This is a genomic window from Prevotella sp. P5-126, assembly GCF_002251185.1.
GTDB lineage: Bacteria > Bacteroidota > Bacteroidia > Bacteroidales > Bacteroidaceae > Prevotella.
The window spans coordinates 51,881-67,343 of record NZ_NPIZ01000118.1; the positions used below are offsets into that span (position 1 = coordinate 51,881).

A 15,463-nucleotide genomic window follows, 5' to 3' on the forward strand; every position below is an offset into this window, starting at 1 on the left:
GTGCGATGGATAATGACAGCATCTCTGTGATGTCTCATCTGCTTGACTATTACTCAAAGGTTCCTCAGGAGCGAATCTATCTGCACACAGACCGTCCTTATTATATGGTTGGCGACACGATATGGTTTCGTGCTCATCTGTTGGATGCCGCCACTCGCATCCCAGTGTCACGCTCGCGCTATGTCTATGTGGAACTCTATGAACAGAATGCCGACACATTGGTCCAGCGCATGAAAGTGCGTTGTGACAGTAGTGGCGTGTTTGCCAATGCGATGTTTCTATCGAAGACGATGACGAGTGGTAGCTACACCATGGTGGCCTATACGCAGTGGATGCGCAATTTTGGTTCGGATTATTTTTGCTATAAGCCCATCTATGTGACGGCAAAGACGGGCGACGACCGCTATGTGTCGTGCGTGGAAGCGCCTATAGCCCTGCAATCATCGCCCCTATTGGAAGTGAAGCAACGCAAGGGACAATTGCTGATCCGCATGTCGGATGCGAGCGAGTCTGACACGTTGACCTGTGTGATATATGGTGGCGGCAACTTAGTGGAAACACCCTATGTCGGTTCGCGTGTGTTGCGAATCGGTATGAGTCGTTTGCGTCCAGGCGTAGTAACAGTGGCCATGATCCGTCCTCAAGACAAATTGGTCTTGGCCTCTTGTGAGACGCAGATTGCCAGTCGCGACAGCATATGTGTGAGCATGAAAAGTCAGATGACAGAAGGCAAGAAGATGCCCATAGCGTCCACGCTGACCTTGACCGATCAGGAAGGCCGCCCCTTAAAAGGCACTTTTTCGGTTTCGGTGACCGACTATGACGTGGTGAAGCCCGACACGTTGCAGCCAACACTATCGCAATGGGCAGTGAGTCGCCGCGATGGCGTCTATCCCCTTGCCGATATGCTTCGTGGCCGCTATCCACAGATGACCTATCCGATAGAGACAGAACAACGTATCACGGGCAGAGTGAAAGGCACGTTGAAATCGAAATTAAAGAATCCAAGTCTATTGGTGGTGAATCCTATGAGGGCATACTATAATAGATTTGAATTAGGTGATAGTTCTTCTTTCTCAATGGAAATAGATTGTCCTGAGGGGGCAGAATGGGTCTTAGAGGGCGCAAAGAAAAATGGCAGGACCTCCCTCGTTCAACTCGAAATCGACAAGCAAAGCTTTCCTCAAATAAGTCTTCCTATATATTCTATTAGAGAATCAAGCTCTTTGAATTCGTTTATGAAGCAAAGCAAATTGCAACAAATGTTTAGTCGTAATGTAGAGATAGAACTCCCAGAGTTCGTCCGAATTGGAAAATATCAAAAAAAACAGAAGAAAAATTTCATGAATATTGAAGCTGTTCGTGGAATTCCTCAAGATGATCCTCGATTAGAGTGGGCCACAACAATGCGTGTTTTGATGTCGCAATTGGGAATTTGGGTTACGATAACTCCTGAAGGAGAACAACATATGCAAAATGTTGTTTGTTATATTGATAATTTTAAGGAAACTGATCATTCAATAGTACTGCAAACGAATCCTTCTGACGTTAAGTCAATAGAGTATTTCCCGAAAAATCGTTCGGAAAATGGCGTATTTGGTGTGAGGTTTTCACCAAATGGAACAATCCCAGGCGTGCTGTTTATTTTTCTTAAGGATGGCTCGGAAATCAAACGTAGAAATCATCTGCTCTCCATGGCAAAGGTACAGCCTTTAGGCTACCGCTACAACATGGAATTCTATTCGCCACAATATCCCAAGGTAGATAAGAGTGACTATACGCGCCCCGACTATCGCACGACGCTCTATTGGAATCCTTCGGTGACAACGGATGATGCAGGGAAAGTAAGGGTGCAGTTCTACTCTTCTGATGTGTCGAAGCATTATCTTCTCACTATAGAGGGAGTGATGGCTAATGGACGACCTGTGAGTTGGCAAGGATTGATTAATATCTAATATAAGATAAATATGAAACAGTTTGTAATGATGATATTTGCATTCGCTACTTTTATGGCATGTGGCGATGATAATAATGGTACTACAGAGCGGATTCTGACGGATGCTGATATGTTTGTTGCCTCAGAGCAATTTCAGGAATATCAAGAAGTTGTTGGTAGAGATCGTTCTGAAATTCGAAGTATAGTAAATAGAATGTCTGCTAAAGAGAAAAAACGTTATATAATGCTTTTGGATTCTGCTGTACATACAGATTCGCATATGCGACAAACAAATTTTGTTAGACAGTTGACGATGATGACAGGCATAAATTATTCTCATAGGGCATTAGTGCTATATAATGCAAAGAATAAGGCTTTTAAGAATATAAATATTTGCCGAACAGATTATTTGCGAGCTCTTCAACGGTACAATATTAGAATTGATTTGCAAACTAAAACGAGAAGTATAGACAACGAATCTCAATGTTTGGCTAATTGTATGACGTCATATCGAATTGCCACAAGTGCTTGTGAATATTGTGGTATTGGTAATTGGGATCTATCGGCTGTTAATCCCAATGATGACATAGATGAAATTATTCGAAAGAATTTGGATAGACTTGAATACGAACAATGGTGCGATTATAGAACCTGTATTTTAAATGCTGATTTGGAGTATGAACAATGTGAAGATAAATGTTAGTTTTTTAATTTTATGGATATGCCAATCTGTACAGGCAAGTGCGATGGATAATGACAGCATCTCTGTGATGTCTCATCTGCTTGACTATTACTCAAAGGTTCCTCAGGAGCGAATCTATCTGCATACAGACCGTCCTTATTATATGGTTGGCGACACGATATGGTTTCGTGCTCATCTGTTGGATGCCACCACTCGCATCCCTGTGTCACGCTCGCGCTATGTCTATGTGGAACTCTATGACCAACGCGCAGACACGTTGGTTCAGCGCATGAAAGTGCGTTGTGACAGCAATGGTGTGTTTGCCAATGCGATGTTTCTATCGAAGACGATGACGAGTGGTAGCTACACCATGGTGGCCTATACGCAGTGGATGCGCAACTTCGGTTCGGATTATTTCTGCTATAAGCCCATCTATGTGACGGCAAAGACGGGCGACGACCGCTATGTGTCGTGCGTGGAAGCGCCTATAGCCCTGCAATCATCGCCCCTATTGGAAGTGAAGCAACGCAAGGGACAATTGCTGATCCGCATGTCGGATGCGAGCGAGTCTGACACGTTGACCTGTGTGATATATGGTGGCGGCAACTTGGTGGAAACACCCTATGTCGGTTCGCGTGTGTTGCGAATCGGTATGAGTCGTTTGCGTCCAGGCGTAGTGACGGTGGCCATGATCCGTCCTCGAGACAAATTGGTCTTGGCCTCTTGTGAGACGCAGATTGCCAGTCGCGACAGCATATGTGTGAGCATGAAAAGTCAGATGACAGAAGGCAAGAAGATGCCCATAGCGTCCACGCTGACCTTGACCGATCAGGAAGGCCGCCCCTTAAAAGGCACTTTTTCGGTTTCGGTGACCGACTATGACGTGGTGAAGCCCGACACGTTGCAGCCAACACTATCGCAATGGGCAGTGAGTCGTCGCGATGGCGTCTATCCCCTTGCCGATATGCTTCGTGGCCGCTATCCACAGATGACCTATCCGATAGAGACAGAACAACGTATCACGGGCAGAGTGAAAGGCACGTTGAAATCGAAATTAAAGAATCCTCATCTGCTATTGGTGAACCCCGCGGAGGGAGTGCGCCATGAGTTTGAGTTGGGCGACAGCAGTCGTTTCTCGCTGACGGTGGACAGTCCCGAAGGCACGACATGGCTATTGGAAGGCACAAAAAAAAGTGGTAGTACGGAGATGGTCGAACTACAAGTTGACAAGCAAATACCCCCTACGGTGAGATTGCCTCACTATGCTTGTCAAATGGGCAATGATTTGTCCGTCTATGTCAAGCAGAGCAACCAACAGCAGATGTATGCTTGGAATGGCGTGGTAGAACTTCCCGAATTTGAGAAGAAAGGAAGTAAAAAGAAACCCAAATCGATGAACTATGGCCAACTGGAAGCCCCTCGCAATCTTTATCCGAATGATCCTCGTATTGAGCATGCGACATCCATGGAAACACTCCTCAGCCAGTTGGGCATCTATTGTTCTGTTGGTGAAGATGGCCACAAGAGAATCGGTGGTGTTGGACAGATTGTTGGGAAAAAATATGTGGACAATGTGGCAGAAACAGATGACGAAGAAATATTGGCTATCTGGCCGCAGAATGTGCGGAGTATAGAATATTTCTCGATGAACCATCCTCAGAATACGATGTATGGTGTGCGCGCTGATATTAGAGGCAGAATCCCTGGCGTGTTGTTCATCTTCCTTAAAGATGGTTCGGAGATAGGAAAGCGCAAACACCTGCTCTCCATGGCAAGGATATCCCCGTTGGGCTATCGCTACAATATGGAGTTCTATTCACCACAGTATCCCAAGACGGATAAGAGCGACTATACGCGCCCCGACTATCGCACGACGCTCTATTGGAATCCCTCGTTGCAGACCGACGATGCTGGTGAAGCCATTGTGCGTTTTTATTCTTCCGACTCATCGAAACGCTATCTTGTCACGATAGAAGGAGCAACGGAAGATGGTCGGCCCGTGAGTTGGCAAGGCTTGCTGCGATAAGAAGATACCGCCCGATGTGTAACGCATCGGGCGGTATCTTCTTATGTGGTCGCGCTTTCCGGGCGAAGAGTGATGCCTTCCAAAAAGACGGTGTCCTGTTATTTCTCTGCCAGTTGCAGGAGGTATTTGCCATATTCGTTTTTTGCCATTGGAGCAGCCACCTCACGAAGTTTCTCTTTCGTAATCCAACCATGCTTGTAGGCAATCTCTTCCAGACAGGCCACTTTCAGTCCTTGACGCTTTTCGATCACTTCGATAAAGGTAGAAGCCTCCGACAGTGAGTCGTGAGTGCCCGTGTCGAGCCATGCGAAACCACGCTGCAATGTCTGCACCTTCAGCGTCTTTTGTGACAGATATTGTTGATTGACTGTTGTTATTTCCAATTCGCCTCGTGCACTTGGCTTGATATTTTTGGCAATTTCCACCACGCTGTTTGGATAGAAATAGAGCCCCACCACGGCATAGTTGGATTTGGGTTTTGCGGGTTTCTCTTCGATGCTGAGGCAATTGCCGTCGGCATCAAATTCTGCTACGCCATAGCGCTCTGGGTCGTTGACATAGTAGCCAAACACCGTAGCGAGTCCTTTTTGTTCTGCATTTTTCACACTCTGATGGAGCAATCCCGTGAATCCACTACCATAGAAGATATTATCGCCCAAGACAAGACATACACTATCTTTGCCAATAAACTCTTCACCGATAATAAAGGCCTGTGCCAGTCCATCCGGCGATGGTTGTTCTGCATATTCGAAACGTACTCCGAGGTCTTCACCTGTTCCCAACAAGCGTTTAAAACCAGGAAGGTCATAAGGAGTAGAGATGATAAGTATCTCCCGTATGCCTGCCAGCATCAAAGCCGATATAGGATAGTAAATCATCGGTTTGTCGAAAATGGGAATCAGTTGCTTGGATATTCCCTTTGTGATAGGATAGAGACGTGTGCCACTACCTCCTGCCAATACGATACCTTTCATAGTTCTGTGTTTTAATCTTTCGGTGCGAAGTTACGAAATATTCTTTGTATGACAAAGAAAATGAATAAGAAAAAGCAAATAACCACCAAAGGTCCGCATGATATACAGCAAAGACTCCCTCTTTCCCTATTGGGCAAAGAAGGAGTCTTCGTTATTTGATACTATGAATTGCTTTTATTTGGCGTAAGCCACAGAACGAGTTTCACGGATGACAGTAATCTTCACCTGTCCGGGATAGGTCATCTCATTCTGAATCTTGGTAGCAATCTCACCACTGAGTGCCTCGGTCTCTGCGTCATCCATCTTATCTGCACCAACGATGACACGCAGCTCGCGACCAGCTTGAATAGCATAGGTCTTGGTAACACCGGGATAACTCATGGCAATAGCCTCAAGGTCGTTAAGACGCTTGATATATGCTTCTACGATTTCGCGTCGAGCGCCTGGACGTGCGCCACTGATAGCATCACAAATCTGTACGATAGGAGCCAACAAAGTCTGCATTTCCATCTCGTCGTGGTGAGCACCGATGGCATTGCAGATATCGGGTTTCTCTTTATATTTCTCAGCAATCTTTGCGCCATAGAGTGCATGTGGCAATTCGCTCTCCTCATCGGGCACCTTACCAATATCATGGAGCAGACCGGCACGTTTAGCTTTCTTAGGATTCAATCCAAGTTCGGAAGCCATAACCGCACAGAGGTTGGCAGTTTCGCGTGCATGCTGCAATAGGTTTTGTCCGTATGATGAGCGATATTTCATCTTACCGATGATACGAATCAACTCTGGGTGTAATCCATGAATACCGAGGTCTATAGCCGTACGTTTACCTGTTTCGATGATTTCGTTCTCCAGTTGTTTTTTCACTTTGGTCACAACCTCTTCAATACGCGCAGGATGGATACGTCCATCGCTGACAAGTTGATGGAGAGCCAAACGGCAAGTTTCACGACGGATAGGATCAAACGCAGAAATAACGATAGCCTCAGGAGTATCATCTACAACGATTTCAACGCCACAGGCAGCTTCAAGTGCACGGATATTACGACCTTCACGTCCGATGATACGTCCTTTCACTTCGTCGTTATCGATATGGAATACAGAAACAGCATTCTCTACGGCAGTTTCTGTTGCCACTCGCTGAATGGTCTGTATCACAATTTTCTTAGCCTGAGCATTGGCATTCAGCTTAGCCTCATCCATAATTTCGTTGATATAGCTAGCAGCATCAGTCTTAGCTTCATCCTTCATGGCTTCTACCAATCGGGCCTTTGCTTCATCTGCACTCAGTCCTGAGAGTTCTTCCAGCTTAGCACGCTCCTGCAATTGCATCTTCTCAAGTTCTTCGTTTTTCAGGACCAGCAACTTCTTTTCGTTGTCAATGCGCGTTTGCAGGTTGTCGAGTTCATTCTTTCTGCGACCCAGTTCCTCCTGACGTTGGTTGAGCGAGATCTCACGCTGTTTCAGTCTATTTTCGCTTTGCTGGATATGCTGGTTGCGCTGTTGCACTTCCTTTTCCAGTTCGCTTTTCTTATTGAGGAACTTCTCTTTGACCTCGAGCAGTTTCTTCTCTTTGATAACTTCGGCTTCCTTATTGGCAGCCTCTACCATTTCATTATATTTTCCTTTGATGACATGACGGAAAATCATAAAGCCACAGAGTCCGCCAATTAGAAGGGCGGCAATGATAGCAAGGATGACTAATATGTCCATAGATTAAATTTGATATATATTATTAATATTCTCGTTTCAGTATATTACTTTTCTTTCAGTGCATGTTCCACTTCGGCTGTCAACTTATCGAGAATATTCTTGAAAGGCTCTGCGTCATGGTTGGCGCGTTCCTTTTGATAGAGCAGTGCTATATCTATAAGTGTCATCAAAGATATTATGTGTTCGCTTTTACGGGTTTTGTATGCCGCAGCGTATGCATTATATCTTTCAGTGATGAGCTTTGCTGCCGAGCGATAGAACTCCTCATCGTCGCGGTTGATTACCACTTCGATTTCCTCGTCATAGACGTGCAGCTTGATATGTAACTTGTCTCGGTTTGTTTCTGCCATGGTTCGGTCTCCTCTATTCGTTTTCATCGCTAAGGATTCCAATACACTTATTCACTTCTCTGATGAGCTTCGCCAGTCTGTCTTTAGCGCTTTGCAAGTCGCCATCGGTAATACTGATCATGCGTGCCATCTTAAGGGCCTCGTAGTCTTTCTGCTTTTGATCCAACTGTTGTCGCAGCGTTTCCATTTGCTTTTCGTCCTCTTCGATTTGGGCGTATAGGTCATTGTTCTCCTTTTTCAGTTCTTGAAATCGGAGAATCATCTGCCTCATGCGGGTTTCAAACGTTGCTATAGTTTTCTCGTTAGGCGTCATTGATACTTATTTTTGTCTTCTTTGCCTTGAGCTGTTTGGTTATGCCAATCATGACCTTGGCTGCAAAACATTAAAGACACACCCTTAATCTCTACAAAGGTAACATTTTTTATACAAAGTGCAACCTTTTCTGTAATATATTTAACTTTTTTTATTTCGTTTCTTGTTGTGCTGGCTGCTTTTCTTTTTTAGCAAGCATCACTACATGATATACGAAATCGGTTACCCATCGCTGTGAGAAACCAAGTTTCTGGTTGTATTGACGGATTGCCACGATAGACTTCAGAACACCTGCATCACTATAATCGTTTTTATTGAAGATGTCATTGATAGTCTTTTCGGTCATGGTATAAAGAGCCTTTTTGAAGAATCCGGGCAAGCGAAGTTTGAACTTCATCAGGTTTCCGGTAAGCATCATCAAGTCTTGTGAGAACGCAGAAAACTGAATCATATAGGTTTGCACATCCTGCGGTTTCTTGCAGCGACGACGAATGCTTTGGTCTATCTCTTTAGTGAAGTCATCGCTCATGCCATATATCTCTTTCAGCATTTTCTTGCAGCGTGACTTTTCTCCCACACCGAGCTTATTGTTTTGAGTTGGCACGTGGAGTGTTTGTTTAAACACGCGTAAATCGGGCAATGCAGCCAGATTGGTAATGCCCAAGTCTGCTGCCATTACGGCCTGGAAATAAACGCGAATGAGAGTCATGAAGTCTTCCATGCCTCCTGTTTTCTGCTGTTCATCGGTGTTACGTCCGAATATTTTAGATAAAATTCCCATGTTTTATGTATTCTTTTAATAGATATTTACTAATGACTTGCAAATTTACGAATAAAAGTTGAAATGTCAAACTGATTTTGCAAGTTTAACGCTGTCGTCATATATTTCCGACTTGTTCAACGGCAACATGAACCACATGATATGCATTGAAGGTTCAACAAAATGGGGTTGGTGCAGGACGCTACCAACCCCTAACTATGAATGATAAGATAGTTCGGCAACAGCCGACATAGGCTTATCGGTGGCAAATATAGCATTTATTTCAGAAAAGAGCAAATTTTCACGTGTTTTTTTCTCATTTTCAAGCATTTTCATTATCTTTGCCCCATGAAGCAGCACTATTTTATATGGTTCTTGGTGGCAATACTGACATGTTCCACCGGATGTGAAAAGCAGTTGGATATGGTAGAAGATCCACCTGCGAAAGAAGACCGTGACACTACAGCAACCGACTCTACCGGTACAATAGTACCAGAAACGGGCATTGATCCCACTATCAAGCAGAACGCATTGACAGTGGCAGAAGCGCAATTGACAGATGTGGACCGTCAAATCTGCGTCAAGGCATACATTGTCGGCACAGCCTACAAGAGTCTAAACAACATACTTCTATGGCCTCCCTTCACTTCGAGCACCTCTATCCTACTGTCAGATACTCCGATTGTAACCGACAGTCAGACAGACGAGACAATTGACAAAAACAGTTTTCTACCTGTCTGCTTGACCGACAGAGCATCAATACGCAAGAAACTCAACCTCAAGGACAACCCCGAACTGTGGAACCATCAGGTATATATAATAGGTACGCGAGATTACTATATGAACGTGTTGGGATTGAAAAAAGTTTTGGAATATGAGATAGTAAAGGATCAGGAGTAGTAATAGAATAGAGATTATTCCATTACCAGTGCCTCTTTCTTACGATAAGCCACACCTGTCACCACACACAAGAGTTGTCCATTCTGATTCGTAATACGGGCTTCTACGGTTGGAATCTTCGGATGGTCTGCCACCTCTCGGGCTTCGGCACGCAGTCTATCGCCTACACGCGCCGATGCCATAAACATGATATTGTTCTCTATACCGAAGGTCAATTGCCCCCTACTGTTCATCACGGCAGCCAATGCCAAGTCGGCAAGTGTAAACAGTGCACCGCCCTGACAGACTCCGCCGCCATTGAGATGATGGGGTGTAACCGTCATTTCTGCAACAGCCCTTCCCTCTTCCATTTCCACGATACGACACCCTGCGTCTGCAGCAAAGCGGTCGTTCTTGTTTAAAAAATCTGCTATCTTCGTCATAATCTTCACATTTATATCACACAAAAGTAATACATATTTGACTTATTTCCAAATAAAATGCTTATCTTTGCACCGAAAAATCTACTAAAACACTCAAAATAATGAAAAGACTACTACAATTATTGTTCGTAGCCATCATTGTACCCATCGCCGCACAGGCCAAAGCCTGGGACGACAATGAGTATAAGCGCATCGAACAGAGCATTAAGGCTCCGACATTCCCAGAACGTGATTTTGTCATCACCAAATATGGTGCAAAGACAGGAAACACAGCTGCCAAGAACCAGAAAGCCATCAACAAGGCCATTCTGGCTTGTTCTAAGAAAGGTGGTGGCCGCGTCATCGTACCGGCAGGTACCTATCTCACAGGTGCCATCACCTTGTTGTCAAACGTCAATCTCGTAGTGGAGAAAGACGCCAAGTTGCAGTTTGTGTTTGAACCAGACCTCTACCCCGTGGTGCCTACACGTTGGGAAGGTCTCGATTGCCACAACGTCAGTCCATGCATCTATGCCTACAAGCAGCAGAACATTGCTGTGACTGGTGAAGGTACTATCGATGGTGGCGGCTCGAAAGAAACATGGTGGCAATGGACGGGCGTACCCTACTTCGGAGGTGCACCCGACAAACTGCCCAACCAGCGCAGTGGCACCCGTGCCCGATTGCTGAAGCAAGCAGAAGACGGTGTTGATATGAACGAGCGCATTTTCACCAAGAATGACGGTCTGCGCCCACAGCTTATCAACTTCAACCAGTGTGAGAACATCCTCTTGGAAGACCTCACCCTGCTGCGTTCTCCATTCTGGGTGATTCATCCCCTGCTATCGAAAAACATCACCGTACGTGGTATGAAGATTATCAACGACGGTCCTAACGGCGATGGATGTGACCCTGAGTCGTGCGATGGCGTGCTGATAGAAAACTGTTATTTCAATACTGGCGACGACTGTATTGCCATTAAGAGTGGTCGCAACCGTGACGGACGCCTTTGGGATCGCCCCAGTGAGAACATTATCATCCGCAACTGTGAGATGAAAAACGGTCACGGTGGTGTGGTTATCGGTTCTGAAATATCGGGCGGATGCCGCAACGTCTATGCCGAGAACAACGTGATGGACTCGCCCGAACTGGAGCGTGTGGTACGCATCAAGACCAATACTTGCCGTGGCGGTATCATCGAAAACATCAATGCCCGCAACATCAAAGTGGGTGTCTGCAAGGAAAGCGTACTGAAAATCAACCTCGACTACGAGCACAACGAGATTTGCTGTCGTGGATACATCCCCACCGTACGCAATATCAATATCGAAAACATCACTTGTGAGAAATCACAATACGGTGTGCAGATTATCGCACTCGACACTGCCTGCTATGTATATGACATCAATGTAAAGAACTGCCGTTTCAACGGTGTACGCGATGGAAACAGTATCAAAGGCATGACACGCGACGTGCGCTTCGACAATCTCTTCATCAACGGTTCGCTTGCGCTTCAGGAGAAACCTTTCAAAAACTACAGCCAATGGCTCACTTATTCTGAAATGAAGCGTGTACCCAAATCCTACCTGCTCGATTTTTCCAGCAAACCCAAATGGAGTTATGTGATGGGTATCGAACTGGAAGCCATGCTTGATACATATCTGAAATACGGCGGCGATGACATTCTCGCCTACTGCCGCGAATATACCGACACGATGATTGCCCCAAACGGAGCAATTCGAGGTTTTCGTATGGAAGACTATAACCTCGACAACATACGTACCGGCCATTTCGTAACACGTATGTACCAACTCCAACCAGAGAAAAAGAATCTGCTCGCCATGCAACTCATGATGAAGCAGTTGAAAAAACAACCACGCACCATTGCCGACAAAGTATATTGGCACAAGGCCATCTACAGCTATCAGGTATGGCTCGACGGTATCTTCATGGGATTGCCATTCTACACACTTACCGCTCGCGACCTGCTGAAGCAGAAAGATGCACAGAAGATTTACGACGATGCGGTCAACCAAATCAGCGTAACCTACCAGCGCACATTCGACCCCAAGACCGGACTCAACCGTCATGCATGGGACGAAACACACGAGATGTTCTGGGCGGACAAGGAAACCGGACTTTCACAGCATTGCTGGGGACGTGCGCAAGGATGGTACACCATGGCACTGATCGAACTGCTTGATGCTCTACCTGAGAACTACAGTCGCCGTGGCGAAGTCATCGAGCTGTTGCGTAAAGACCTCGATGCTGTTATCAAGTGGCAAGACAAAAAAACTGGTGTGTGGTATCAGGTGATGGATTCACCCGAACGTGAAGGCAACTATCTCGAATCTACTTGTTCGTCGATGTTTGCTTATGCACTGTTGAAAGCCTACCGCAAGGGGTATCTCGGAGAAAAATACCGTGATGCTGGTATCAAAGCCTATAAGGGCATCATCAACAACTTCATCCGCGTCAATGCCGACAAGACCATTTCGCTGACACAATGCTGTGCAGTAGCGGGCCTCGGTCCGGGCATCAGCGCCAAAGTGTTGAAGGCTGCGCCAAAGGTCAAAGAGAACAAACGGCGCGATGGTTCGTTCCAATATTACCTTAGCGAACCAGTCAGAGACAACGATGCCAAGGGTGTAGGACCATTTATATGGGCATCACTTGAAATGGAAATGCTTGGTTTCGATACCGACAATACAACAGCCTCGATTAATCGCGAGGCTGTTCTTTTTCGTAACAACCCCATCATCACCAAAGCCGACAATCTCGCATCGCTCACAGTAGGCAACGGCCATTTTGCCGCCACCGTCGATGTGACCGGACTGCAAAGTTACACCACCGATTATGAGCAAGGCATCCCCCTCACCACCATGTCCGATTGGGGTTGGCACTCATTCCCCAACACCGAGAAACTGACACCTGCTGATACTGAAAAATCCTACGACTTAGGACATGGTCATCAGGAAGTGTATGCTGTAGAATACAAACAGAACGGACGCAACAAGCAGGCAACCGAATATTTCCGCGTCAACCCACATCGGCTCAACCTCGGCGCCATCGGTCTTCAACTCACCGACAACCAGTCAAAACCCATCGCCCTCAACCAGCTCACCGATATTCATCAGGAGCTTCACCTCTGGGATGCTCAGATTGATTCTCATTTCCTGGCAGACGGAAAACCGGTTGATGTCATCACTTTCTGCCGTCCAGACCGCGACCAGTTGGTAGCACGCGTCAAGAGTCCACTACTCAAAAACCAGCAAGCAAAGGTTGCCATACGACTCCCCTATCCCACAGGAAAGCATGCCGACCATGCAGCCGACTGGAGCAAAACAGACCGTCACACCTCATCAATCGTCAAACAGGATGCACAATCTGCTCTGATTCAACATCAACTCGACTCCACCACCTATTATATATATGTGAGATGGAACGGCATTGCCGACTTGAAGCCCATGGGCAACCATCAGTATGCCCTGTCAACCACCGACGATGTGTTGGAGTTTTCGGCAGAATACAGCCTTAACCCCATCGACCGTCCCACCTCTGAAACCTTTGCCGACCACATGAAGCGCAACCAGAAATTCTGGCACCGTCATTGGTCAGCAGGTGCATTTGTTGATTTCGGACAATGCACCGACCCAAGAGCCAAGGAACTGGAGCGTCGCGTGGTGCTATCACAATATCTCACCTATATCAACTGCGCAGGCAACATGCCCCCACAGGAAACTGGCTTGACCTACAACAGTTGGTTTGGTCGTCCGCATCTGGAGATGACTTGGTGGCACGCAGTAGATTTCTGTCTGTGGAATCAACCCGACGTAGTGGCTCGCATGTTACGCTGGTACGACGATGTGGCAGCTCCCGTTGCACGCAATATAGCTAAGCGCCAAGGATTCAAAGGACTGCGCTGGATGAAGATGACCGACCCTTGGGCTGGCGAAGCACCGTCAAACGTTGGTTCGTTTCTGCTCTGGCAACAACCCCATTACATCTATCTCGCTGAAGAAATGTATCGCGCCAACCCATCAGACCAAACGCTTAAGACCTATGCTGAACATGTGGAACAGACTGCTGAATTTATGGCAGACTTTGCCAAAGCCTGCGATTGCGGCGGGCAGTACATTCCACTCACTGGCGCCACTGCCATGCAGGAATGTATGCGCAAGGACTTTTCCTACAACCATCCCTTCGAACTCAGTTACTGGCGCTATGGACTCACAGTAGCACAAAAGTGGCGTGAGCGCATGGGCAAAAGCCGTAATGCTGACTGGGACAACATCATCAAGCGACTTGCACCATTGCCTGAGAAGAACGGCATCTATCAGGCAGGTCTTCCATCAAAGGAAGAACCGCGCTTTGACGAACATTGCTACAGCGACCACCCTGCCGTGCTGGGTGCTTTCGGCCTCATCCCAACTCAGGGTATCGACAGCATCAAGATGAGACACACACTTGACGCCGTGATGCACAACTGGCATTGGGGGACCACTTGGGGATGGGATTATGGCATGATAGCCATGACTGCTGCCCGATTGGGAGAACCCGAAACCGCACTTCAGGCATTGCTGATCGATACACAGAAGAATACTTATCTGCCCAATGGTCACAACTTCCAGACTCCAGATCGTCTGCGACTTTATCTGCCAGGCAACGGATCTTTGCTCACAGCCATTGCCATGATGTGTTGCGGATGGGACGGATGTCAACAGCCGCTCAACCCAGGTTTCCCAAAAAATGGCAAATGGAATGTGCGTTGGGAAGGCTTCAACCGCATGCAATAAGTTGCTATAGATAATTGAAAACGAATGATAGATAGGCAGGGAACAGCCTTTGTGGATTACATCACAAGGATAACACGCGAGAGTCGCATACAGTTATTTTAGTTTTCAGAAAAATTCGACCACTCGACCACAGACATATGTATCCCGCTATCCATCAACACATTAAACGGTGGTCGATTATAAAGACATCGACCACCAATCGACCACCAATCGACCACCAAATTGTAAGCGCATCCACGATACTCATATATGATTATCAAAAAATAAAGAATATCGCTCAGAAATAATACTGAGCGATATTTTTTGATAACGTTTTGCCAAGGTTTGTCCAACGATTAGCAAAACTATTGTCTAACGGTTGGCAAAACTATTGACTAACATTTGGTAAAACTATTGTCTGACGCTTGACAAAAGTATTTTCAACGTTTGACAAGAGTATTATTCAACGTTTGACAAGAGTATTATTCAACGTTTGACAAGAGTGTTATCCAACGTTAGACAAGAGTGTTATCCAACGTTAGACAAGAGTGTTATCCAACGTTAGATAAAAAGATTATCAAGGTTTGAAAAAGTTGTGATAATCACCACACCCCCACTTAGGCATCGATATAG

At 46.2% G+C, this 15,463-nt stretch carries 11 protein-coding genes; 5 read left to right on the top strand and 6 right to left on the bottom strand.

Annotated elements, in window-relative coordinates; genetic code table 11:
• Positions 1-5: 5 nt before the first annotated feature.
• From CIK90_RS13750 to CIK90_RS13760, 3 genes are read left to right on the top strand one after another with little or no spacing between them, the layout of a single operon-like run.
• Positions 6-1,955: a hypothetical protein gene (locus tag CIK90_RS13750; RefSeq protein WP_094465908.1), complete on the top strand. Its 1,950-nt coding sequence runs from the start codon at positions 6-8 to the stop codon at positions 1,953-1,955.
• Positions 1,956-1,967: 12 nt separating this feature from the next.
• Positions 1,968-2,639, top strand: coding sequence for a hypothetical protein (locus CIK90_RS13755; protein ID WP_094390106.1), 672 nt, complete (start codon positions 1,968-1,970; stop codon positions 2,637-2,639).
• Between the two features lie 43 nt (positions 2,640-2,682).
• The gene (locus CIK90_RS13760; protein ID WP_094465909.1) at positions 2,683-4,644 is read left to right on the top strand and encodes a hypothetical protein; all 1,962 of its coding nucleotides are present in this window, start codon (positions 2,683-2,685) and stop codon (positions 4,642-4,644) included.
• Positions 4,645-4,742: 98 nt separating this feature from the next.
• On the opposite strand, the gene rfbA is transcribed toward CIK90_RS13760, so the two are convergent.
• The 5 genes from rfbA to CIK90_RS13785 form a co-directional block, all read right to left on the bottom strand.
• A complete protein-coding gene (gene rfbA / locus CIK90_RS13765; protein WP_094439979.1) occupies positions 4,743-5,618 on the bottom strand; it encodes a glucose-1-phosphate thymidylyltransferase RfbA in 876 nt (291 codons plus the stop codon).
• Between the two features lie 174 nt (positions 5,619-5,792).
• On the bottom strand, positions 5,793-7,331 hold the full coding sequence (rny, locus tag CIK90_RS13770) for a ribonuclease Y (RefSeq protein ID WP_094390109.1): 1,539 nt from the start codon (positions 7,329-7,331) through the stop codon (positions 5,793-5,795).
• A gap of 44 nt (positions 7,332-7,375) precedes the next feature.
• On the bottom strand, positions 7,376-7,681 hold the full coding sequence (locus tag CIK90_RS13775; protein WP_094390110.1) for a cell division protein ZapA: 306 nt from the start codon (positions 7,679-7,681) through the stop codon (positions 7,376-7,378).
• 13 nt (positions 7,682-7,694) lie between these two features.
• Complete coding sequence (locus tag CIK90_RS13780; RefSeq protein ID WP_094390111.1) at positions 7,695-7,994, bottom strand: hypothetical protein; 300 nt, start codon at positions 7,992-7,994, stop codon at positions 7,695-7,697.
• A 151-nt stretch (positions 7,995-8,145) separates the two neighbouring features.
• A complete protein-coding gene (locus CIK90_RS13785; RefSeq protein ID WP_094390112.1) occupies positions 8,146-8,775 on the bottom strand; it encodes a hypothetical protein in 630 nt (209 codons plus the stop codon).
• Positions 8,776-9,102: 327 nt separating this feature from the next.
• Between CIK90_RS13785 and CIK90_RS13790 the strand changes: the two genes are divergently transcribed.
• Positions 9,103-9,654: a DUF6359 domain-containing protein gene (locus CIK90_RS13790; protein ID WP_094446385.1), complete on the top strand. Its 552-nt coding sequence runs from the start codon at positions 9,103-9,105 to the stop codon at positions 9,652-9,654.
• 14 nt (positions 9,655-9,668) lie between these two features.
• Here the strand turns inward: CIK90_RS13790 and CIK90_RS13795 are convergent, their stop codons facing one another.
• Positions 9,669-10,076: a PaaI family thioesterase gene (locus CIK90_RS13795; protein WP_094390114.1), complete on the bottom strand. Its 408-nt coding sequence runs from the start codon at positions 10,074-10,076 to the stop codon at positions 9,669-9,671.
• Between the two features lie 101 nt (positions 10,077-10,177).
• On the opposite strand from CIK90_RS13795, the gene CIK90_RS14690 reads away from it, so the two are divergent.
• Positions 10,178-14,851: a glycoside hydrolase family 88 protein gene (locus tag CIK90_RS14690; RefSeq protein ID WP_094465910.1), complete on the top strand. Its 4,674-nt coding sequence runs from the start codon at positions 10,178-10,180 to the stop codon at positions 14,849-14,851.
• Positions 14,852-15,463 lie beyond the last annotated feature (612 nt).